This is a genomic window from Amycolatopsis heterodermiae, from assembly GCF_034929455.1.
GTDB lineage: Bacteria > Actinomycetota > Actinomycetes > Mycobacteriales > Pseudonocardiaceae > Amycolatopsis > Amycolatopsis heterodermiae.
In genome coordinates this window covers 396,888-418,239 of sequence record NZ_JAYFSI010000007.1, presented here as the reverse complement: position 1 = coordinate 418,239, position 21,352 = coordinate 396,888, and the positions used below count along the sequence as shown (strand labels likewise).

Sequence of the window (21,352 nt, the reverse complement as noted above, 5' to 3'; positions counted from 1 at the left end):
GCCGAGCGAGTGAACTACCGTATGGCGTCGTGGTTGGTGCGCATTTCACCCCAGGCCCGTCCGACACGGCCCCGCTGGGCGCGGTTCCCCCGCAGCCCCGCCCGCCCGTGCCCGGTCCACCGGCGCGTGACACCCGGACCCTGGCTCTCAGGGGCGCCGGGCTGGTCGCGATCGCCGTGATCTCGGGACTGCTCTGGTTCCTGATCCGGCACGACTCGTCGCCGGACGAGCCGGCGGCGCAGCCGCCGGCCAAGAGCACCGGGCAGTACACGTTCACGCCGGTCGCCGGGCCGGTGCGGTCCACCGACTGCGCCGCGAAGTCCTACGGCAGGACCCAGGCCTTCTTCCAGGACAGCCCGTGCCAGTCGCTGGTCCGCGCGCTCTACACGACGGAGTCGGGCGGCGCGAAGGCGCTGGTGTCCGTGGTGCTGGTGGGAATGCCGGACTCGACGAAGGCGAAGGCCCTCAAGACGCTGACCGAGCAGGACGGCACCGGCAACGTCACCGACCTGGTCAAGGACAAGACGTTCGCCGGCTCCGGCACCCCGAGCGTGAGCAGCGAGAACGCCGCGTACGCCTCCCGGGTCGAGGGCACGAACACGACGATCGTGCTGGGCGACTTCTACGACAAGCACAAGGACAAGGCGCTGCTCGACAAGATCGTCAAGGACGCGCTGCGCCTGTCCTCGGACTTCGGCTGAGCCAGGCTCGAGCCGTACCGACGCCGGTCAGCTCGCCTGGCCGGGCATCGCGACGGCGGCGGGCTTCTCGCCCGCCTCGGAGCGCCACGGCGTGCCGCGCCGCGACGCCGCCACCAGCGCGTGCAGGGCCGTCGTGCGCAGGCCCGCGTCGTCGGTGTGGTTGACCACGGCCAGCCACGCCGACGCGCAGTCGGCTTCGGCCGTCGCGACCACCAGCGCGGCCGACGCCGTGTCGGTCACCGGCTTCTTCGGGTTGTACGCCGCCTCCGGCGCCACCGGGGTCGCCCCGGCGGCCGCGAGCATCGTCTGCAGGAGGTCGCGCCGCTGGGTGTGCTCGGCGACGCCGCCCTTCTCCGCGTCGCCGAAGTCGGCCGGCAGGAACGCGCCGACCAGCCCGTAGACCCAGACCGCGGCGTGCTCGGCGGCGAGCGCCTGCTGCAGCGGGTCGACGGCCTCCGCGGGGACGGCGCCGGACGGCGCGGCCGCGGCCGGGGCGTCCTCGCCCGGGCCCAGCGCCGGGGCGATGCGCTGCAGGGCCGCGCAGCCCGCGGCGATGGCCGCGACCATCCCGGCGCGGTACCGCGGCAGGCCGGCGACGAGGTCTTCGGCCTGCTTGCGCGAGGTCGCCAGCCGTTCCTTCAGGTCGCTCAGCGCCGCCGCGGCCGGCGGTGGCGCCGTGGACGACGGCTTCGGCCGGTTCAGCCGGTCCACTTCGGACTTGAGCGCGGCCGCGTGCGCCGCGCGCGCGTCGGCCAGCTGCCCGGCGGTGTCGGCGTCCTTGCCCTTGGCCAGTGCGCGCGCGGCCGCGGCGTCCGCGTCGGCGGCGGCCAGGAGCGGCTGCAGCGGGTCGGCGCTTTCGTCGTAGCCGGGCCCGCAGGCGGCCAGCGGCACGGCCAAAGCGGCCAGTGAGGCCGCCGCCCCGAAGCGGAGGGCGGCACGGCGGGTCAGCTCGGTCGGTCTTCCGGTCACGTCGGCCCATCCTGCCAGGCCCCGGGGCGGGACCGCCGCTCGCGCGTCGTGACGGGGCGACCGGATAAGCTGGTCCACCACCGACCCGAACGCGAACCCCACCCCATCCCGACCGAGGAGAGCCCCACGTGCCAGGAGAACTCGCCAGCCGGCTTCAGCCGATCGTGGCCGAAGCCGTCACCGCCGCGGGTTTCGACCTCGACTCCTTCGAGGTGCAGCAGGCCGGCCGGCGGCAGCTGGTCAAGGTCGTCGTCGACGCCGACGACGGCATCGGGCTGGACGAGGTCGCCGAGGTCAGCCGCAAGGTCGCGGCGGCGCTCGACGAAAACGAGCACGTGCTCGCGAGCGCGTACACGCTGGAAGTCACTTCGCCGGGCCTGGACCGGCCGCTCACCGAGCAGCGGCACTGGCGCCGCGCGCGGTTCCGCCTGGTCAAGGTCACCCCGGCCGAGGGCGACGCCTTCGTGGGCCGGGTCGGTCACGCGGGCGCGGACGCCGCCCGCATCCTCGTCGGCAGCGAGCTGCGCGACGTCCGCTACGCCCACGTGGCGAAGGCGGTCGTCGAGATCGAGTTCAAGCAGCCGCCGGCCGAGGACCTGAAACTGCTGGAGAACGACGCGTCCGGCACGATCGGCGCCGAGACGGAGAAGGGGTCGAAGTGAACGTCGACATCGCCGCACTGAGGGCGATCGAACGGGACAAGGACATCCCCTTCGAAACGGTGATCGAGGCCATCGAGACGGCCTTGCTCACCGCGTACAAGCACACCGAGGGGCACCAGCCGCACGCCCGCATCGACATCGACCGCAAGACCGGCCTGGTGCGCGTGCTCGCGCGCACGCTGACCCACGACGGCGAGACCGACGAGGAGTGGGACGACACCCCCGAGGGGTTCGGCCGGATCGCCGCCACCACCGCGCGCCAGGTCATCCTGCAGCGGCTGCGCGACGCCGAGCACGAGAAGACCTTCGGCGAGTTCTCCACCAAGGAGGGCGAGATCGTCGCCGGCGTCATCCAGCGCGACGCCCGCGCCAACGCGCGCGGCATGGTCGTGGTCCAGGTGGGGGACACCGAGGGCGTGCTGCCGTCGGCCGAGCAGGTGGCCGGCGAGTCGTACGAGCACGGCAGCCGGATCAAGGCGTACGTGGTCACCGTCTCGCGCGGCAACCGCGGCCCGCAGATCACGCTCTCGCGCTCGCACCCCAACCTGGTGCGCAAGCTGTTCGCGCTGGAGGTCCCGGAGATCGCCGACGGGACGGTCGAGATCGCCGCCGTGGCGCGCGAACCGGGACACCGCACCAAGATCGCCGTGAAGTCGACCGTGCCGGGCGTCAACGCCAAGGGCGCCTGCATCGGCCCGGTCGGCGCGCGCGTGCGCAACGTGATGAGCGAGCTGGCCGGTGAGAAGATCGACATCATCGACTACTCGGAGGACCCGGCCCGGTTCGTGGGGAATGCGCTGTCCCCCGCGAAGGTTGTGTCTGTTCGAGTAGTGGACGAGCGGGGCAAGACCGCCCGCGTCGTGGTGCCGGACTTCCAGCTGTCGCTGGCGATCGGCAAGGAGGGCCAGAACGCCCGCCTCGCCGCCCGCCTGACCGGCTGGCGGATCGACATCCGCAGCGATGCCGCACCGGTCGAGGACGAGGGTGATCAAGACCACGCCGGTCCGTCGCGGCCCGCCGCGACAACCGGTTCGGCTGAGTGAAGGTCGAAGCGCTAGACTCAGGAGTGGTTCGAAGCCCGCGGCGGGTAGCCGAGCACCAGCCCCACCGAGAATCCCCGGTGCGGACTTGTGTCGGCTGCAAGCGGCGGGCATTGATCGGTGAGCTGCTGCGCGTGGTCGCGGTGGCCGGACGGGTGGTCGTCGACGGACGTCGTCGGCTCCCGGGCCGGGGGGCATGGCTGCACCCCGACCCGGACTGTCTGGCCAAGGCCGAACGGCGGCGGGCTTTCCCGAGGGCTTTGCGAGCTCCGGGTGCGCTCGACGTACGCGAGGTCCGCGAGTACGTCGAGCACGCTGCGCATCACGAAGCCGGGACGTCCCCGGCTCCGCGAGGAACGAAGGAAGCAGGTCGACCCGTCATGAGTCAGCCGTGAAGCTGAAGCCATGAACGCGAGACAATAAGGACGAGGTCAGCGGGTCACCCGCCTGGCCTCCCCTAGATGAGGAGAGCTGTGCCAGGCAAGGCCCGCGTACACGAGCTCGCTAAGGAGCTCGGCATCACCAGCAAGGACGTTCTCGCCAAGTTGAAGGAACAGGGCGAGTTCGTCAAGTCCGCGTCGTCCACGGTCGAGGCGCCCGTCGCCCGCCGTCTCCGTGACGCGTACGCCCCCAAGGGCGCCAAGAAGCCGGGGCCGACCCCCGGCCCGTCGGCGCGCCCCGGGCCCCCGGCCGCGAAGCCGGGCGCGCCCGCCCCCAAGCCCGCGTCGCCCGCTCCCCAGCAGCAGGTGCCCGCGGCCAAGGCCGCCCCCGCGGCGGCCCCGCAGCAGCAGGCACCGGCCTCGAAGCCGGCCGCCGCCCCGGGTGGTGCCCGTCCCGCGGGTCCCGGCCCCCGGCCCGGCCCGCGTCAGCAGCCGGCGGCGCCCGCTCCCCAGGAGCAGCTCCCGGCCGCGAAGGCCGAAGCGCCTGCCGCACCCCCCAAGCAGGAGACCCCGGCCGCGCCCCCCGCGGGCAACACCGGTTCGGTCGTCCCGCCGAAGCCGCAGGGCCCCAAGCCCGGCGGTCCCAAGCCCGGTCCGCGCACCCCGCGGGTCGGCAACAACCCGTTCGGCGTCGGTTCCGGCGCCCCGCCGCGTCCGCAGGGCCCGCGCCCCGGTGGCGGCGGTCAGGGCGGCGACACCCGCCCGCCGCGTCCCGGTGGTACCGGTGGCGGCGGTGACCGCCCGGCCCCGCGGCCCGGTGGTGGCGCCGGTGGCAACCGGCCGAGCCCGGGCAACATGCCCCCGCGGCCGAACCCCGGCATGATGCCGGGCCGTCCCGCCCGTCCCGCCGGTGGTCCCGGTGGCGGCGCGCGCGGTGGTCCCGGTGGCGGTGCCCGTGGCGGCCCCGGTGGCGGCGCTCGTGGCGGCCCCGGTGGCGGTGGCGGCGGTTTCCGCGGCGGTCCCGGTGGTGGCGGCGGCGGTGGCTTCCGCGGCGGTCCCGGTGGCGGCGGCGGTGGCGGCGGCTTCCGCCCGGGTGGCGGCGGCCCCGGTGCCGGTGCCCCGGCCGGTGGCGGCGGCGGTTTCCGCGGTGGCGGCGGCGGCCGTGGCGGCCCCGGTGGCCGTGGTGGCACGGCGGGTGCCTTCGGGCGCCCGGGTGGTCCCTCGCGCAAGGGTCGCAAGTCGAAGCGGCAGAAGCGCCAGGAGTACATGGACAACATGCAGGCGCCCAGCGTCGGCGGCGTCCGCCTGCCCAAGGGGCAGGGCGAGACGATCCGGCTGCCGCGTGGCGCTTCGCTGACCGACTTCGCCGAGAAGATCGACGCCAACCCGGCTTCGCTGGTGCAGGTGCTCTTCCACCTCGGCGAGATGGTCACCGCGACGCAGTCCGTGTCGGACGACATCCTCGAGCTGCTCGGCGGCGAAATGAACTACAACGTTCAGGTCGTCAGCCCCGAGGAGGAGGACCGCGAGCTGCTGGAGACCTTCGACATCACCTACGGCGACGACGCGGGTGGCGAAGAGGATCTGCAGGTCCGGCCGCCGGTCGTGACCATCATGGGTCACGTCGACCACGGTAAGACCCGCCTGCTCGACACGATCCGGAAGACGAAGGTCCGCGAGAGCGAGGCCGGCGGCATCACGCAGCACATCGGTGCCTACCAGATCGAGACCGAGCTCGAGGGCAACCCGCGCCTGATCACCTTCATCGACACCCCGGGCCACGAGGCGTTCACCGCCATGCGTGCCCGTGGTGCGAACTCGACCGACATCGCGGTGATCGTGGTGGCGGCCGACGACGGTGTGATGCCGCAGACGGTCGAGGCGATCAACCACGCGCAGGCCGCCAAGGCCCCGATCGTGGTCGCGATCAACAAGATCGACAAGGAAGGCGCGAACCCGGACAAGATCCGGCAGCAGCTGACCGAGTACGGCCTGGTCGCCGAGGAGTACGGCGGCGACACGATGTTCGTCGAGATCTCCGCGCGGCAGAACATCAACATCGACGGCCTCCTCGAGGCGATCCTGCTGACCGCCGACGCCGCTCTGGACCTCCGGGCCAACCCGGACATGGAGGCCCAGGGTGTCGCGATCGAGGCGCACCTCGACCGCGGCCGCGGCCCGGTGGCCACCGTCCTGGTCCAGCGCGGCACGCTGCGCGTCGGTGACTCGGTCGTGGCGGGTGACGCCTACGGCCGCGTCCGCCGGATGGTCGACGAGCACAACGTCGACGTGACCGAGGCGCTGCCGTCGCGTCCCGTCCAGGTCATCGGGTTCACCTCGGTGCCGGGCGCGGGCGACACCTTCCTGGTGGTCGACGAGGACCGCGTCGCCCGGCAGATCGCCGAGCGCCGCTCCGCTCGTACTCGCAACGCGCTCAACGCGTCGCGCCGCAAGCGGGTCAGCCTCGAGGACCTCGACTCCGCCTTGAAGGAGACGAACAGCCTCAACCTGATCATCAAGGGTGACAACTCGGGTACCGTCGAGGCCCTCGAAGCATCGCTGCTGCAGCTGGACGTCGGCGACGACGTCGAGCTGAACGTGGTGCACCGCGGTGTCGGTGGCGTGACCGAGTCGGACATCGACCTGGCGACCGCGTCCGACGCGATCGTCCTCGGGTTCAACGTCCGCGCCCAGGGCAAGGCGACCGAGCGGGCCACCCGCGAGGGCGTAGACGTCCGCTACTACACGGTCATCTACCAGGCGATCGACGAGATCGAGCAGGCCCTCAAGGGCATGCTCAAGCCGGAGTACGAAGAGGTCGAGCTGGGCCGCGCGGAGGTGCGCGAGGTCTTCAAGTCCTCCAAGATCGGCACGATCGCGGGTTGCCTGGTCATGTCCGGCGAGATCCGGCGCAACGCGCGGGCCCGGCTGCTGCGCGACGGCACTGTCGTCGCGGAGAACCTGCCGGTCAGCTCGCTGCGACGGTTCAAGGACGACGTGGTCGAGGTCCGCGAGGGCTACGAGTGCGGTCTGACGCTGGGCTCGTACGGTGACCTCAAGGTCGGCGACCTGATCGAGACCTACGAGCAGCGCGAGAAGCCGCGCGCGTAACGCGTTCGGTCCCGGGTGTGCGGTTTCGGCCGCACACCCGGGCTTTCGCTTCTCATCCCTACGACACCACCACAATGCCTATGTTCGTCGGAGCTCTTGAGCTCGACATCCTGCTCGGCGACGTCCATTCGCTGAAGCAGAAGCGATCCGTGGTCCGGCCGGTGCTGGCGGAGGTGCGCAAGCGCTTCGCCGTGTCGGTGGCCGAGGCCGGTCACACCGACCTGCACCGGCGGACCCTCATCGGGGTGGCCGTGGTCGCCGAAGGTGGCGAGCACGTCCGTGACGTGCTCGACTCGTGTGAGCGGTACGTGGCGAGCAGGCCGGAGTTCGAACTGCTCTCCGCGCACCGCCGGTTACTCGGTCCCGACGACTGAATCTTTCTAGGAGAACGACATGGCTGATCCTGCTCGGGCTCGCAAGCTCGCCAAGCGGATCTCGCAGATCGTGGCGTCCGCGATCGAGCACGAGGTCAAGGACACCCGGCTGGACTACGTGACCATCACGGACACGAAGGTCACCGGCGACCTGCACGACGCCACGGTGTACTACACGGTGCTCGGCGAGAAGCTGGACTCGGTTCCGGACTTCGCCGGCGCGGCCGCCGCGCTCGAATCGGCGCGCGGGATGCTCCGCACCAAGGTCGGGCAGGGCACCGGGGTCCGCTACACGCCGACCCTGACGTTCGTGGCCGACACGATCCCCGAAGAGTCGAAGCGCATCGAAGACCTGCTCGCGAAGGCCCGTGAGGCCGACGCGGAGGTCGCGCGCCGTTCGGCGGGGGCGCAGCACGCGGGCGAACCCGACCCGTACAAGGCGCCCCGCGAAAGCGAAGACGAAGACGAGCTCGCGGAGGAGGAGAGCCGGGGCTGACCCGTGCTCTCCCGCCGCGGCCTGCTCACCGGCAGCGCGCTCGCGCTGCTGGCGGGCTGCTCGTCGGCGCCGTCCGGTCCGCCACCCGGCCCGTCCGCGGTGCCGGTCCCGTCCGGGCCGGCGCCCCTGCGCGAGCCGGTCACGGTGCAGCGGATGCCGTCGGCGGCCCGCGGCACCGACGTCGACCTGGTCCTGATCAGCCCCGAAGGCATCCCGCCTTCGGGGCTGCCGGTGTGCCTGGCCCTGCACGGCCGGGGTGCGCGCGCCCGCACGTTCCTGGAGCTGGGCGTCCCCGCGGCGCTGACGGCGGCGGTGCGCGCGGGTGTCCCGCCGTTCGCGATCGCCGCGGTCGACGGCGACCACTACTGGGTGGCCGTCGGCGACGAGGACGACCCGCAGAAGATGCTCACCGACGAGGTCCCGGCGTGGGTGCAGCAGCGTGACCTGCAACCGCCGTCGGCGGTGCTCGGGATTTCGATGGGCGGGTTCGGGGCCCTCCGCTACGCCCGCGCCCACCCGGACCTGAAGGCGACGGCCGTGGCGAGCGCCGCGCTGTTCGTCAGCTGGCCGGACGCCCGCGCCCGCAAGGTGTTCGCGGATGAAGCCAACTGGCGAGCCGAAGAGCCGCTGCTGCACCCGGCCGAGCTGCGCGGCGCGGACCTCGGGGTGTGGTGCGGCGAGTCGGACCCGTTCGAGGGCGCGGACCGCAAGCTCGTCAACGCGGTGTCCCCGGCCGTGGCGCGGTTCTCGCCGGGCAAGCACGAAGACGCGTACTGGCGCGGGGTGCTGCCCGACGTCCTCGACTTCGTCGGGCGGCGGATCACCCCAGCTGGCTGATGCGGACCATGTTGCCCGCGGGGTCGCGGAACGCGCAGTCGCGGACGCCGTAGGGCTGGTCGAGCGGCTCCTGGACGACGTCGGCGCCGCTGGCCTGGACCTTGTCGAACGTGCCCGCCAGGTCCGAGGACGCCAGCACGATCGACGCGTAGCTGCCCTTGGCCATCAGCTCGGCGATCGTGCGGCGCTCGTCGTCGGTGAGCCCGGGGTCGGCCGCCGGCGGGTGCAGGACGATCGACGTGTGCGGCTGGTCGGCCGGGCCGACGGTGATCCAGCGCATCTCACCGTACCCGACGTCGTTGCGCACCTCGAAGCCCAGCGCGTCACGGTAGAAGGCGAGCGAGGCGTCCGGGTCGTCGGCCGGGAGGAACGTGTGCTGGATGATGAGGTTCATGCCGGTCACGATAGGTCGGCGCGGCTGTTCGCCGCTTCTCGATTCCTGATCGGCCGCATGACCTGTTTGGCCAGGCAAGTGGGGATGCCCTCGCCGTCGCCGGCCGCCATCCGCTTGTAGACGCTCGGCGAGATGCCGACCAGCTCGGAGAACCGCGTGCTGAACGTCCCCAGCGACGAGCACCCGACCGCGAAGCAGACCTCGGTGACCGACAGGTCACCCCGGCGCAGCAGAGTCATGGCCCGTTCGATCCGCCGGGTCATCAGGTAGCTGTAGGGCGACTCCCCGAAGGCGGCGCGGAACTCCCGGCTGAGGTGCCCGGCGGAGACGTGCACCCCGCGCGCCAGCGCCTCGACGTCCAGCGGCTGCGCGTAGTCCCGGTCGATCCGGTCGCGAACGCGGCGCAGCAGCACGAGTTCACGCAGGCGCGCGTCTGATCTGCCGGTCACGCCCTCAGCATGCCTGCTGGGTCGCGTCACCGCAAAGGCGGTCGCCGGGCGAACAGGATCGCCTGCGGAACGTCGTCGTCGGGGCTCAGCAGCCACTCCGCCTCGATCTCGAACCCCGCGTCGCGCACCAGCGCGCCCACCTGCTCCGGGCGGCGGCGGTGGACGTGCACCTTCATCGGGTGGCCGCCGTAGCCCTGCGTCTTCAGCCGGGACTCGTCGCCGACGTGGTAGCCGATCACCGCCCGGCCGCCCGGGCGCAGCACCCGGTGGAAGTGGCCGAGCACGCCGGGGACGGCGTCGTCCGGGACGTGGATCAGCGACCAGAACGCGAGCACCCCCGCGACCGACGCGTCGCCGAGCCGCAGGTCCGTCATCGAGCCCACCTCGAACCGGATGCCGGGGTACGCCTCGCGGGCCAGCTCGATCATCGACGGCGAGAGGTCGACGCCGGCCACGTCGAGACCCAGCGAGGCCAGGTGGGCGGTGAAATGTCCCGGACCGCAGCCGACGTCCACGACCGGGCCGTCGGCCTGCCCGGCGAACAGCGCGAGCGCCGTCCGCAGGTACGGCTGGGTCGTGACGGCGTCGCGCACGATCTCGGCGTAGCTCGACGCCACGGTGTCGTACGACGTTCGCGTGTCCGCGAGCCAGCCGGTCACGGCAGCGGGTGGGCGGCCGGGGCGCGCAGGCCGTCGAGGACCAGGGCGAGCCCGCGCCGCCAGTCCGGGGCCGCGGTCGCCGCCGCGAACACGACCGCCAGGTCCGGCAGGCGGAAGTCCGGCCGCAGCGCGCCGGCCTCCTGCGCCCGCGTGATGATCCGCTCCATCCGGGAACCGTTGGCACGCTTGGCCTTTTCCAGACCCGAGGACGGGTCGAACGTCCGTGAGCACACCTCGGTGAAACCGCGGTCGGTCACCTGCATCCGGATCGAGCGCTCGAGGTACCGCACGAAACCGTCCCACGGGTCCTCGCACGCGAGGGCCTCGTCGCCGATCACCTGCGCCTCCTCCAGCGTCGGCAGGAACGCCGCCTCGACGAGGTCCGCCCGGGTCGGGAAGCGGTTGTAAAGGGTGCCGATCGCGACCTCGGCGCGGCGGGCGATCTCGTCCAGCGGGGCGTCGAGGCCCTTGGCGCCGAACACCTCCCGCGCGGCCGCGACCAGCGCCTCGCGGTTGCGCCGGGCGTCCGCGCGCAGGGGGCGCTGCTCCACTGTCACGTTTCGGAGTCTAACCATCCTGGTCGCCTCCTGATCGGAACGTCACAGTGCCCACGCGCGGCCGCCGCCGGGAGCACAATGGGGTGAGCGGGGGTCACCCGCGTCGAGGCAGCCCACCGAGGGGAGGTCGGCCGTTTGCACTCCGATCTCTCGCCGTCGGGCCGCACCGGGGTCCTCCTGGTCGGGACGCGCGGGCAGCGCGGTCCCGGGGAGGTGCTGATCAGGATCCGGGGTGGCTTGGAAACCTTCCTGGCCTGGTCCGAGACGGAGCTGCCGAAGGGGACGACCGTGCTGGTCGTCGAAACCCGGGGACGGCGCACGGTCGACGTCGTGGCGTGGGACGTCCCCGAACCCACGCCGGAACCCACTACCTAGTGCTCGTCTAAGGACAGTCGATGTTCGGTTATCGCGTTCCCGCCCCCAACGAAGCGATGCTCATCTCCGGCGGGAAGAACAGCAGTGGCGCGGCGCCGTTCCGGGTCGTCACCGGTCACGGCGCGTTCGTCATGCCGATCTTCCGGAAAGTCCGGTTCCTGACGCTGGCCATGAACGAAGCCGAAGTGACCGAAGTGTGCGTCACGAAACAGGCCATCGCCCTGACCGTGCGGGCGGTGATCGCGTTCAAGGTCGGCAACGACACCGAGAGCATCGTCAACGCCGGCCAGCGGTTCCTCTCCGACCAGGACCAGATGTCCGTGCTGACCGGCCGGATCTTCTCCGGTCACCTGCGCTCGATCATCGGGTCGATGACGGTCGAGGAGATCATCACCGAGCGGCAGAAGCTCGCCACCGAGGTGCTGGACGGCTCGGCGGTGGAGATGGCGAAGATCGGCCTTTCCGTCGACGCGCTGCAGATCCAGTCGATCGACGACATGAAGCTCGGCTACATCGCCGCGATGGCCGCGCCGCACAACGCCGCCATCCAGCGGGACGCCCAGATCGCCCAGGCCGTGGCGAACAAGCGGGCGGCCGAGGCCGAGCAGGAGTCGCAGCGGACGCAGGCGGAGTACGCCCGGCAGACGTCGATCGTGCAGGCGCAGTACCGCGCCGAGGTCGAGGCGGCGCAGGCGGAGGCCGCCCAGGCCGGGCCGCTCGCGCAGGCGAGGGCGCAGCAGGAGGTCATCGACGCGCGGACCGAGCTGGCCCAGCGCGAGGCCGAGCTGCGCCAGCAGCAGCTGGTGGCCGAGGTCATCAAGCCGGCCGACGCGGAGGCCGAGCGGATCCGCATCCTCGCGCTGGCCGACGCGGAGAAGATGCGCGTGCAGGCGGAAGCGGCGGCGTCGAACAACCGCGTCGCGCTCGACCGGATGCTCATCGACCAGCTGCCCCTGATCGTCAAGGAGGCCGGTCGCGGCCTGGCCGGCGCGAACGTCAACATCCTCAACGGCGCCGACGGCCTCGGCGAGATGGCCGCGGGCCTCGTCGGCCAGGGACTGTCCATCTTGGACTCGGTGAAGCGCGGCCTGAGCACGTCGCCCGCCCCGGCCCCGGCGCCCGCTTCCGCTTCCGAGACGAACGGGCAGGCGCTGCCGAAGCCGGGTGAGCTGACGCAGTCCTAGGAAGCCGGTTTCGCCGCGACGACCAGGTCGCGCAGGATGGCCTGGTCGACGCGGTGGACGAACCCGTCGTACGGGCCGCCTTCGCGGACGTCCAGCCCGGCCTTCTGCAGGATCGCGACCAGCTCCTCGCGCGGCAGCACGGTGGTGTTCCACGAGATGCCGAGCGCGCCGCCCGGTTTCAGCACCCTCGTCCACACCGGGATCGCCGCCGCGAGCAGGTCGCGCGGGCTGCGCTGCAGGCCGGCTTCGCGGTGGCTGCCGTGCTGCACGCCGTACGGCGCGTCCGTGACGATCACGTCGCAGGAGTTCGCGCGCAGGATCTCGTCCGTGGTCAGCGTGTCCGCGTTGAAGAACGCGAGCTTGCGGGTCTCGCCCGCCTTGTAGTCCTCTTTGGTGAACGCGTACTCGATGTCGAGGCGGCGCCCGAGCCGGACCTTGTTGCGGCGCAGGAAGCCCGACTCGGCCGTGTGCTTGACGCGCTTGTTCCGCAGCCACGTCTTGATGAACGCCTCGTACGCCTCGAAGTCCTTGGCGTCGACGTCCAGGCCGGTGGCGTGCAGGCCGTACATGATCGCCTGGTTGAGCGTGGTGCCGCGGCCGCACAGCGGGTCGAGCAGGTAGCGCGGCTTGTCCGACAGCGCGTCCGCGGTGGCCAGCAGCGTGACGTTCAGCAGGAGCTTGGTGAACGACTCGTTGGTCTTGCCGGCGTACTTCTGGATGGTCAGCAGGTCCGAGTCGGCCTTCGCGAGCGGGGTCACGGTCACCGGGCGCAGGACGTCGCCCTCCAGCTCGAACAGGGCGTACAGCGACGACAGGTTCGACAGCAGCGCGACGTCGCGCTCGCCGAGCGGCGCGGAGGTGGTGAACCGGACGTAGCCGACCCCGCCGAGCTCGACGTCCTCGATGCCGGACAGCTCGGCCGCCAGCGCCGTGCCGAACACCGCCAGCTCGGCGCGCAGCAGCGCGGGGGAGGCGGCGGCGTAGACCCGGTTGGCGGACGGGTGGACCAGGATCACGTACTCGGACATCCCGCAGAGCGTAGCGTGACGCACCGTGACCCCTACTTTGGCGCAGGACATCCGGGCCGCGGCCGCGCTGCTGGCCTCGGCCACCGACGTGACGGTGCTCGGGCACGTCCGCCCGGACGCGGACGCGCTCGGCAGCGCCCTCGCCCTCGGCCGGGCCCTGCTCCAGCGGGGTGCCCGGGTGCGCGTGTCCTTCGGCGAGCCGGACGAGGCCCCGGAGACGCTGCGGTGGCTCGACGAGGACGCCCTGCTCACCCACCCGGACGACCTGCCCGACACCGAAGCGCTGCTGGTCTGCGTCGACACGCCGGTGCCGAAGCGGCTGGGCCGGCTCGCCGGGCGCGTCGAGCTGGCCGGTGACGTGCTGGTGATCGACCACCACGCGACCAACACGGGCTACGGCACCTGCAACGTCGTCGACGAGAGCGCCGAGGCCAGCGCGATTCTCGTGTTCCGGATCCTGGACGAGCTGGGCGTCGAACTGGACGAGCCGATCGCGCGCGGGCTGTACGCCGGGATCGTCACCGACACCAGCGGGTTCCGCCGCGCGAGCCCGGAGACCCACCGGATGGCGGCGCGGCTGCTCGAAGCGGGCGTCGACCCGGAGTCGGTTGTGCGGCGGATCGTCGACGAACGGCCGTTCGCCTGGCTGCCGATGCTGTCGTCGGTGCTGGCCGGGGCCGAGCTGGAGCCGGAAGCCGCGCAGGGCAAGGGTTTCGTGCACGCGATCGTCGGGGTCGACGCCGCGGGCACGGTACGGGCCGAGGAGGTCGAGTCGGTCATCGACGTCGTCCGCTCGGTGCGCGAAGCGGCCGTGGCGGCGGTGCTGAAGCAGGACCCGTCGAACCCCGGGCAGTGGCAGATTTCGCTGCGCTCCCTCGGGATCGACGTCTCCGCGGTGGCCACGGAGTTCGGCGGCGGCGGGCACCGGCAGGCCGCGGGGTGCACGATCGCGGGCACCGCGGAGGCGGTTTTGGCGGGCCTGCGCGACGCGCTGGAACGGGCACCGCTGCTCTAGACGTCCACAGTGGACTTCGGCGGGCTCTCGCCTTCCCACCGGCCGGGATTGTCGGTGGTGGCGGTTAGAGTCCGGTTCGTGGTGAACGTGGAGGAGAACGAGCGGGTCCCGGCCCGGCGGGTGCTGGGCCTGGCGGTGCCGGCGCTGGGCGTACTGGCCGCCGAGCCGTTGTACGTGCTGGTCGACACGGCGGTGGTCGGCCACCTCGACGCGCTCTCGCTGGCCGGGCTCGCGCTCGGCGGCGTGGTGCTGGCGCAGGTGTCGAGCCAGCTGACGTTCCTGTCGTACGGCACGACGTCGCGCACCGCCCGGCTGCACGGCGCCGGGCGCCGGGCCGACGCGGTCCGCGAGGGCGTCCAGGCGACGTGGCTGGCGGTGTTCGTCGGGCTGGTCGTGCTGGTCGCCGGCCAGCTGCTGGCCTGGCCGATCGCGCGGGTGCTCTCGGGCAGCGACCAGATCGCCGAAGCGGCGGTGTCGTGGGTGCGGATCGCGCTGTTCGGGGCGCCGCTGATCCTGGTCACGATGGCCGGCAACGGCTGGATGCGCGGGGTGCAGGACGCCGCGAAGCCGCTGCGGTACGTCCTGGCGGGCAACGGGATCTCGGCCGTGCTGTGCCCGGTGCTCGTCTACTGGGCCGGGCTCGGCCTGGAGGGCTCGGCGATCGCGAACGTCGTGGCGCAGGTGATCTCGGCGTCGCTGTTCTTCGCGGCCCTGGTGAAGGAGAAGGTCGGCCTGCGGCCGGACTTCAAGGTGATGCGCGCGCAGCTCGGCCTGGGCCGGGACCTGGTGCTGCGCAGCCTTGCGTTCCAGGCGTGCTTCGTCTCGGCGGCGGCCGTCGCGGCCCGGACGTCGACCGAGGCGGTGGGCGCGCACCAGGTGGTGCTGCAGCTGTGGACGTTCCTGGCGCTGGTGCTGGACTCGGTGGCGATCGCGGCGCAGTCCCTGGTCGGCGCCGCGCTCGGCGCGGGCGCGGCCCGCCAGGCGCGCGGGGTCGCGAACCAGATCACCGGCTACGGCCTGCTGATGGGGTGCTTCCTGGGCGTGCTGTTCGCGGCGCTGGCGTGGGTGCTGCCGCACGCGTTCACCTCCGACGCGGGCGTGCTCGCGGAGATCCCGCACGCCTGGTGGTTCTTCGTCGCGCTGCAGCCGATCGCCGGGGTGGTGTTCGCCCTGGACGGCGTCCTGCTCGGCGCGGGTGACGCGGCCTTCCTCCGCAACGCGACGCTCGGCAGCGCGGCCCTGGGTTTCCTGCCGCTGATCTGGGCGTCCCTCGCCTTCGGCTGGGGCCTCACGGGCATCTGGACCGGCCTCTCGCTCTTCATGGTCCTGCGGCTCGCGTTCGTCCTGGCCCGCTGGCGCTCGGGCAACTGGGCCGTAACCGGCGCCGTCCGCCCCGCGTAACCCGCGTGATCAGAGGGTCGACACGCGTGATTGAAGGGTCGACACGGCGGAGTCCGACCCCGTAAGCCGTGTCGGCGCCTCAATCACGCGTGTCGGCGTTCCAATCACGCGAGTTGGCGTTTCCGTCACGGCCGCCATCGGGCGGATCGTGCCGCTGATGGCCGCCGGTGATCACCGCGTGCGGCCCCGTGCAGCCCCATGTGGTGAACGCCACCGGGGTAACGGCTAGGTTTCGCCGTTGCTTAGGCGCTACAAGTAGTGGGGACGGCAGTGAGGGCGTCCCGCACCGCAAGCCCCGAACGCCGAAATCCTGGAGGTCCCCGTGCCGCCCGCCACCGGCCGCGCCACCGCCCGGTCCTGGCTCATCTGGTCCGCCGCCGTCACCGTCTACCTCCTCGCGGTGTTCCACCGCACCTCCTTCGGCGTCGCCGGGCTGCAGGCGGCCGAGCGCTTCGGCGTCGGCGCGGCCGCGCTCGGCACGTTCACCGTGCTCCAGGTCGGCGTCTACGCCGCGATGCAGATCCCGACCGGCGTCCTGGTCGACCGCTACGGCCCCCGCCGCGTGCTCACCGTCGCCGTGCTGATCCTCGGGGCCGGCCAGCTCCTGCTCGGCGTCGCGCACTCCTACGGCCTGGGCCTGCTCGCCCGCGGGGTGCTCGGCCTCGGCGACGCGCTCACCTTCGTCAGCGTGCTGCGCCTGGTCGCGGCCCACTTCCCGGGCCGCCAGTACGCGCTGCTGACGTCGTTCACCGCGGCCGTCGGCTACATCGGCAACCTCGCCGCCACCGTCCCGCTGTCCCTCGTGCTCGACAGCGCAGGCTGGACGCCCACCTTCCTCGCCGTCGGCGCGCTGACCGTGCTCTACACCCTCGTCGTGACGCTGCGGGTGCGCGACGTCCCGGCCGGCGTCGAGGTGCCGGCCCGCGAAGCCGTCCGCCCCCGCGAGCTCGCCCACCAGGTCGCCGAGGCCTGGCGGACGTCGGGGACGCGCCTGGGGTTCTGGGTCCACTTCAGCACGATGTTCGCGCCGAACGCGCTGACGCTGCTGTGGGGCGTGCCGTGGCTGGTGCAGGGCCAGGGCCAGTCGAAGGCCACCGCGAGCGCGCTGCTGACGGTGTTCGTCTTCGGCTCGATGGCCGGCGGCCCGCTGCTGGGCGGCCTGATCGGCCGCCGCCCGTCGCTGCGGATGCCGCTGGTCGGCGGGTACATCGGCGGCGCCGCGCTGCTGTGGGCGGTGCTGCTGAGCTGGCCCGGCCCGGTGCCGGTGGCGCTGCTGGTGCCCGCGTTCGCCTTCCTCGCGCTTGGCGGCCCGGCGTCGATGATCGGCTTCGCGCTGGCCCGCGACTACAACCCGCTCAGCCGGGTTGGCACCGCGACGGGCGTGGTCAACGTCGGCGGTTTCGTGGCGACGACGATCGCCGCGCTCGCGGTCGGCGTGCTGCTGCAGTGGACCGGCGGCAGCTTCCGGCTGTCGCTGCTGGCGATCGTCGCGATCCTGGCGTTCGGCACCTCGCGGATGCTCGTGTGGTGGCGCCGCACCCGGACCCACCTGTTCCTGGCCGAAGCCCGCGGCGAACAGCTGCCGGTCCGGATCACCCGCCGCCGCTGGGACGCGGCGCTACCGGAGACGCCGATCGTGGCCGCTTGACCGGCCGGGCGGGAGCACGGCCTGCATGAGGTGCCGGGCCACCGCGAACCCGCGCCGTTCGTAGGCCGGCACGGCCCGTTTCGACGAGTGCACGGTCACGCGCTCGAGCCCGAGGTCCGCCGCCAGCCGCAGGACGCCGTTGATGAGCAGGCCGCCGAGGCCGCAGTCCCGGGCCTCCGGCGAGACGTAGACGCTCTGCACGTCGCCGGCGGCCCGGGTGAACGCCGTCGGCGTCGGCACGCGCGCGGTGATCGCGAGGAACGCCATCCCGAGCACCAGGTCTTCGCGCACCACGACCAGGCACCGGTGGGTGGCCGCGTTCGCCAGCGCCCACGCGGCGAACTCCCGGACGAACTCCGCGCGCCCGGCGCCGGGGAGGCCGTCGCGCTCGGCCACCCACCGCCATCTCAGCCCGGCGACGGCTTCGAGGTCGGCGGGACGGGCGGGCCGGACTTCGATCTTCGCCACGTCCTCATCCTGGCCCGCCGCCGCGCCGCCGCTCAAGCACCCGGCCGCCATACCCGAAGGCGCCGATCGCGCCGCCGAACGCACCCGATCGGCCGACGATCGGCGGCCGCTAGGGTTTGCCGCGTGTCGAGCCCCAAACCGCCCCGCCGTCCCGCCCCGCCGCCCGGTCTCGTGATCGTCGACAAGCCCGCCGGGATGACGTCGCACGACGTCGTCGCCCGCGCCCGCCGGATCATGGGCACCCGCAAGGTCGGGCACGCCGGCACGCTCGACCCGATGGCGACCGGCGTGCTGGTGCTCGGCATCGAGCGCGCCACCAAGCTGCTCGGCCACCTGGCGCTCGACCGCAAGACCTACCTGGCCACCCTGAGCCTCGGCAGCAGCACCACGACCGACGACGCCGAGGGCGAAGTCCTCTCGAGCGCGGACACCAAGGCCGTGGAAGACGACGCCATCGCGCGCGGCATCGCGAAGCTGACCGGCGACATCCAGCAGGTGCCCAGCGCGGTCAGCGCCGTCAAGATCGACGGCAAGCGCGCCTACGCCCGGGTCCGCGCGGGGGAGGACGTCGTCATCCCGCCGCGCCCGGTCACCGTCTACCGCTTCGACGTCCTGGGCATCCGCCACGAGGACGACCACGTCGAGGTCGACGCCGTCGTCGAGTGCTCGTCCGGCACCTACGTCCGCGCGCTGGCCCGCGACCTGGGCGCCGACCTCGGGGTCGGCGGCCACCTGCAGGCCCTCCGCCGCACCACGGTCGGCCCGTTCACGCTGGCGAAGGCGAAGACCCTCGACCGGCTCGAGGAGACCCCCGAGCTGAGCCTGGACCTCGACGCCGCCGTCGCCGCCGCCTTCCCGCGGCGCGATCTCGACGCCGCGACGGCCAAGGCGGTCCGCCACGGCCAGCGCATCCCGGCGGCCGGGCTCGAGGGCACCTACGGCCTCTTCGGACCGGACGGCCGGGTGCTCGCATTGGCGGCCGATGAACAAGGCGTGTCCAAAGCAGTGGTCGTGCTGCTGCCCGCCTAGGGTGGGGGCGAGAAGACGGGAGTGTGACGTGCTGCGGTGGCGTGGGCTGGGGGACCTTCCCGGCGGCTGGGGCCGGTGCGTGGTCACCATCGGCGTGTTCGACGGGGTGCACCGCGGGCACCAGGAGCTGATCAACCGGACCGTGGCCGCGGCCGCCGAGCGCGGCCTGCCGGGCGTGGTCCTGACGTTCGACCCGCACCCGTCGGAGGTGCTGCGCCCGGGGAGCCACCCGGCGCAGCTGACCACGTTGCGGCGCAAGGCGGAGCTCGTCGAGGGCCTCGGCGTCGACGTCTTCTGCGTGCTGCCGTTCACCCTCGAGCTGTCCCGGCTGCAGCCGGAGGAGTTCGTGCACGAGGTGCTCGTCGACCGGCTGCACGCGGCCGCCGTGATCGTCGGCGACAACTTCACCTTTGGCGCCAAGGCGGCCGGCACGGTCGAGCTGCTGCGCACCCTCGGCCGCCGCTTCGGCTTCGCCGCCTACGGCGCCGAGCTGCAGGGCAAGGAACTGTCCGAAGAGGACCAGTCGGCCATCACGTTCTCCAGCACGTACGTCCGCTCGTGCATCGACGCCGGCGACGTCGTGGCCGCCGCCGAGGCGCTCGGGCGCCCGCACCGGCTCGAGGGCATCGTCGTGCGCGGCGACGGCCGGGGCCACGAGCTCGGCTACCCGACGGCGAACCTGTCGACGCCGCGCTTCGCCGCCGTCCCGGCCGACGGTGTCTACAGTGCCTGGTTCACCCGCTCGGCGGACCCGTCGCGCCGGCTGCGCGCCGCGGTCTCGGTGGGCACCAACCCGACCTTCTCCGGGCGCGAGCGGACCGTCGAGGCCTTCGTCCTCGACGTCGACGAGGACTTCTACGGCCAGCACGTCGCGATCGACTTCGTCACCCGGCTGCGCGACCAGGTGCGGTTCGCCGACTCCGCCGGGCTGGTCGCCCAGATCGACGAGGACGTCGTCGCCACGCGCACTGCCCTTCCGGACACCCGGTAGCGCTCGACCGGGGCGGAATCGGTGATTTCGCGTTCACGGAGGTGACGGTGATGGCAAGATGCTCACGTACGGTGTGCGCGCGGACTGTGCGGGCGAAGCGGGTTTAGGGGAGCGGGACTGGTGGAGGACCACAAGATCGTCCAGCGGAACATCGCGCTGCAGCGGGAGTGGTACGGCGAGCCGCTGGGCGACCGCGTGCGCCGGCTCGTCGTCGCCTTCGATGTTTCCCAGGCGTTCCTGGCCGAGGTCCTCGGGATCAGTGCCCCCATGCTCAGCCAGGTGATGAGCGGGCGGCGCGCGAAGATCGGCAACCCGGTCGTGCTCGCCAGGATGATCATGCTCGAACGCAAGATCCTGGTTCCCGAGGTCGCCGCGGGCAACCGCGACGCGATGCTGGCCGCGATGGAGGACGTCCGCGACGCCCGCCCGACCGTCGGCCGCGACAACATCCCACTGGGCAACGACGACCAGTCCGTCCTCGCCTACCTGCGCGACCTGGCCGAGGACGAGGACCTGGGCGAGGCCGCCAAGCGCCTCGACGACGACTTCCCGGCCATCGCCGACCTGCTCCGCCGGGCCGGTCACGGCGGCTGATGACGGCCCTGTTCAGCGCGCTGCTGCCGCCGGACGACGTCGTCGAAGCGGTCGCCGAGGCCCTCGGGAGCCCCGGTGACGGCCTGGCCTGGGAGCCGCCGGAGCGGTGGCACGTCACCCTCGCCTACTACGGCCGCGACGACCTCGGCACGCGGGCGGCCTGGCTGGCCGGGCGGCTCGCCGGCCGGCCCGCGGTCGACGTCCGGCTGGAAAAGGCCGCGACCTTTCCCGGGGTGCTGTGGTTGACTGCCGCCGGACCGGAGCTGACGCCGCTCGCGCACGCCGCGGGCGCCGGCGCCGAACCGAGACCGTACGTGGCCCACCTCACGCTGGCGCGGTTCCCCCGGGAAGAACCGGAGCTCGCGCGGCGTTGGACAGCACAGCTGGCCGGCTTCACGAGCCGGAGCTGGCGGGCCGCGGAGGTGGCGCTCATGACGAGCGAGCGCGAGCCGGGCGGAACCCGTTACCGGGTGGCTCGCTCGTTCGGGCTGGACCACGCCTGAAGGCCCTGCTCAGAGCGGCAGATGGCCAGAATGGTAACGTCAGGATCGGGTCCGGCTGCAGTCCGTGGCGGCCGTGACCGACTTCCCGGCGTTCTTCCGCGTCCGGGGCCGCACGGCACTGATCATTTCGAGGAGTAACACAAGTGGCGCTGTCCACCGAAGAGAAGAAGTCGATCCTGGCCGAGTACGGCGTGCACGACTCGGACACGGGATCCCCCGAGGCCCAGGTCGCGCTGCTGACCAAGCGGATCGTCGGCCTCACCGAGCACCTCAAGGCTCACAAGCACGACCACCACTCGCGTCGCGGGCTCCTGCTGCTGGTCGGCCGTCGCCGCCGGCTGCTGAACTACGTGATGAAGGTGGACATCGAGCGTTACCGTGCGCTGATCCAGCGCCTCGGCCTGCGCCGATAGCTGTTGCCCGAAGGGGAGCGACCGCCTCACAGGTCGCTCCCCATCGGGTGAAGAACACCGTCCAGCAGGAGAAA

General features: G+C 72.6%; 25 protein-coding genes. 18 read left to right on the top strand and 7 right to left on the bottom strand.

Annotation, left to right across the window (positions count from 1 at the left end):
- The first annotated feature begins 107 nt into the window (after positions 1-107).
- A complete protein-coding gene (locus VA596_RS29730) occupies positions 108-701 on the top strand; it encodes a hypothetical protein (RefSeq protein ID WP_323331643.1) in 594 nt (197 codons plus the stop codon).
- Between the two features lie 27 nt (positions 702-728).
- Here the strand turns inward: VA596_RS29730 and VA596_RS29725 are convergent, their stop codons facing one another.
- Positions 729-1,670: a ferritin-like domain-containing protein gene (locus VA596_RS29725; RefSeq protein ID WP_323331482.1), complete on the bottom strand. Its 942-nt coding sequence runs from the start codon at positions 1,668-1,670 to the stop codon at positions 729-731.
- Between the two features lie 128 nt (positions 1,671-1,798).
- Here VA596_RS29725 and rimP point away from each other — a divergent pair, with 128 nt between their 5' ends.
- The 7 genes from rimP (at position 1,799) to VA596_RS29690 (ending at position 8,570) form a co-directional block, all read left to right on the top strand.
- On the top strand, positions 1,799-2,332 hold the full coding sequence (gene rimP, locus VA596_RS29720; RefSeq protein ID WP_323331481.1) for a ribosome maturation factor RimP: 534 nt from the start codon (positions 1,799-1,801) through the stop codon (positions 2,330-2,332).
- The gene (nusA, locus tag VA596_RS29715) at positions 2,329-3,375 is read left to right on the top strand and encodes a transcription termination factor NusA (protein WP_323331480.1); all 1,047 of its coding nucleotides are present in this window, start codon (positions 2,329-2,331) and stop codon (positions 3,373-3,375) included. Before rimP ends, nusA begins: the two co-directional genes overlap by 4 nt.
- A complete protein-coding gene (locus VA596_RS29710) occupies positions 3,372-3,767 on the top strand; it encodes a YlxR family protein (RefSeq protein WP_323331479.1) in 396 nt (131 codons plus the stop codon). Before nusA ends, VA596_RS29710 begins: the two co-directional genes overlap by 4 nt.
- A 78-nt stretch (positions 3,768-3,845) precedes the next feature.
- A complete protein-coding gene (infB, locus tag VA596_RS29705) occupies positions 3,846-6,863 on the top strand; it encodes a translation initiation factor IF-2 (protein ID WP_323331478.1) in 3,018 nt (1,005 codons plus the stop codon).
- Between the two features lie 80 nt (positions 6,864-6,943).
- A complete protein-coding gene (locus VA596_RS29700) occupies positions 6,944-7,237 on the top strand; it encodes a DUF503 domain-containing protein (protein ID WP_323331477.1) in 294 nt (97 codons plus the stop codon).
- 19 nt (positions 7,238-7,256) lie between these two features.
- Positions 7,257-7,733, top strand: coding sequence for a 30S ribosome-binding factor RbfA (rbfA, locus tag VA596_RS29695; protein WP_323331476.1), 477 nt, complete (start codon positions 7,257-7,259; stop codon positions 7,731-7,733).
- A gap of 3 nt (positions 7,734-7,736) precedes the next feature.
- Positions 7,737-8,570 (top strand): alpha/beta hydrolase, encoded by an 834-nt coding sequence (locus VA596_RS29690; RefSeq protein WP_323331475.1) that lies wholly within the window; start codon positions 7,737-7,739, stop codon positions 8,568-8,570.
- On the opposite strand, the gene VA596_RS29685 is transcribed toward VA596_RS29690, so the two are convergent.
- Genes VA596_RS29685 through VA596_RS29670 form a run of 4 tightly spaced genes read right to left on the bottom strand, consistent with a single transcriptional unit; the run spans position 8,554 to position 10,629 of the window.
- The gene (locus VA596_RS29685; RefSeq protein WP_323331474.1) at positions 8,554-8,964 is read right to left on the bottom strand and encodes a VOC family protein; all 411 of its coding nucleotides are present in this window, start codon (positions 8,962-8,964) and stop codon (positions 8,554-8,556) included. The genes VA596_RS29690 and VA596_RS29685 overlap by 17 nt on opposite strands.
- A 5-nt stretch (positions 8,965-8,969) precedes the next feature.
- Positions 8,970-9,413, bottom strand: coding sequence for a helix-turn-helix transcriptional regulator (locus tag VA596_RS29680; protein ID WP_323331473.1), 444 nt, complete (start codon positions 9,411-9,413; stop codon positions 8,970-8,972).
- Positions 9,414-9,439: 26 nt separating this feature from the next.
- Complete coding sequence (locus tag VA596_RS29675) at positions 9,440-10,072, bottom strand: class I SAM-dependent DNA methyltransferase (protein WP_323331472.1); 633 nt, start codon at positions 10,070-10,072, stop codon at positions 9,440-9,442.
- Positions 10,069-10,629 carry a TetR/AcrR family transcriptional regulator gene (locus tag VA596_RS29670; RefSeq protein ID WP_323331471.1) on the bottom strand — a complete coding sequence of 187 codons (561 nt, stop codon included), beginning with the start codon at positions 10,627-10,629 and terminating at the stop codon, positions 10,069-10,071. Before VA596_RS29670 ends, VA596_RS29675 begins: the two co-directional genes overlap by 4 nt.
- 135 nt (positions 10,630-10,764) lie before the next feature.
- Here VA596_RS29670 and VA596_RS29665 point away from each other — a divergent pair, with 135 nt between their 5' ends.
- The gene (locus tag VA596_RS29665; protein WP_323331470.1) at positions 10,765-11,004 is read left to right on the top strand and encodes a hypothetical protein; all 240 of its coding nucleotides are present in this window, start codon (positions 10,765-10,767) and stop codon (positions 11,002-11,004) included.
- A 20-nt stretch (positions 11,005-11,024) separates the two neighbouring features.
- Positions 11,025-12,188: an SPFH domain-containing protein gene (locus tag VA596_RS29660; RefSeq protein WP_323331469.1), complete on the top strand. Its 1,164-nt coding sequence runs from the start codon at positions 11,025-11,027 to the stop codon at positions 12,186-12,188.
- On the opposite strand, the gene VA596_RS29655 is transcribed toward VA596_RS29660, so the two are convergent.
- The gene (locus VA596_RS29655) at positions 12,185-13,216 is read right to left on the bottom strand and encodes a TRM11 family SAM-dependent methyltransferase (protein ID WP_323331468.1); all 1,032 of its coding nucleotides are present in this window, start codon (positions 13,214-13,216) and stop codon (positions 12,185-12,187) included. The genes VA596_RS29660 and VA596_RS29655 overlap by 4 nt on opposite strands.
- 25 nt (positions 13,217-13,241) lie before the next feature.
- Between VA596_RS29655 and VA596_RS29650 the strand changes: the two genes are divergently transcribed.
- The 3 genes from VA596_RS29650 to VA596_RS29640 all read left to right on the top strand — a co-directional run bounded on the left by VA596_RS29650 (position 13,242) and on the right by VA596_RS29640 (position 17,280).
- Positions 13,242-14,231 carry a DHH family phosphoesterase gene (locus VA596_RS29650; RefSeq protein WP_323331467.1) on the top strand — a complete coding sequence of 330 codons (990 nt, stop codon included), beginning with the start codon at positions 13,242-13,244 and terminating at the stop codon, positions 14,229-14,231.
- Positions 14,232-14,312: 81 nt separating this feature from the next.
- Positions 14,313-15,632: an MATE family efflux transporter gene (locus tag VA596_RS29645; protein WP_323331642.1), complete on the top strand. Its 1,320-nt coding sequence runs from the start codon at positions 14,313-14,315 to the stop codon at positions 15,630-15,632.
- 322 nt (positions 15,633-15,954) lie between these two features.
- Positions 15,955-17,280 carry an MFS transporter gene (locus VA596_RS29640; protein ID WP_323331466.1) on the top strand — a complete coding sequence of 442 codons (1,326 nt, stop codon included), beginning with the start codon at positions 15,955-15,957 and terminating at the stop codon, positions 17,278-17,280.
- Here VA596_RS29640 and VA596_RS29635 read toward each other — a convergent pair.
- On the bottom strand, positions 17,251-17,748 hold the full coding sequence (locus VA596_RS29635; RefSeq protein ID WP_323331465.1) for a GNAT family N-acetyltransferase: 498 nt from the start codon (positions 17,746-17,748) through the stop codon (positions 17,251-17,253). The two genes, VA596_RS29640 and VA596_RS29635, sit on opposite strands and share 30 nt — an antisense overlap.
- A 123-nt stretch (positions 17,749-17,871) precedes the next feature.
- Here VA596_RS29635 and truB point away from each other — a divergent pair, with 123 nt between their 5' ends.
- From truB to rpsO, 5 genes are all read left to right on the top strand, one after another.
- Entirely contained in the window at positions 17,872-18,777 is a 906-nt protein-coding gene (truB, locus tag VA596_RS29630; RefSeq protein WP_323331464.1) for a tRNA pseudouridine(55) synthase TruB, read from the top strand.
- Positions 18,778-18,805: 28 nt separating this feature from the next.
- Positions 18,806-19,768, top strand: a complete 963-nt coding sequence (locus VA596_RS29625; protein WP_323331463.1) for a bifunctional riboflavin kinase/FAD synthetase — start codon at positions 18,806-18,808, stop codon at positions 19,766-19,768.
- A 120-nt stretch (positions 19,769-19,888) separates the two neighbouring features.
- Entirely contained in the window at positions 19,889-20,362 is a 474-nt protein-coding gene (locus VA596_RS29620; protein ID WP_323331462.1) for a helix-turn-helix transcriptional regulator, read from the top strand.
- Complete coding sequence (locus tag VA596_RS29615; protein ID WP_323331461.1) at positions 20,362-20,865, top strand: 2'-5' RNA ligase family protein; 504 nt, start codon at positions 20,362-20,364, stop codon at positions 20,863-20,865. The genes VA596_RS29620 and VA596_RS29615 overlap by 1 nt, the downstream gene beginning before the upstream one ends.
- A 143-nt stretch (positions 20,866-21,008) precedes the next feature.
- The gene (gene rpsO / locus VA596_RS29610; RefSeq protein WP_003084034.1) at positions 21,009-21,278 is read left to right on the top strand and encodes a 30S ribosomal protein S15; all 270 of its coding nucleotides are present in this window, start codon (positions 21,009-21,011) and stop codon (positions 21,276-21,278) included.
- Positions 21,279-21,352: the final 74 nt, after the last annotated feature.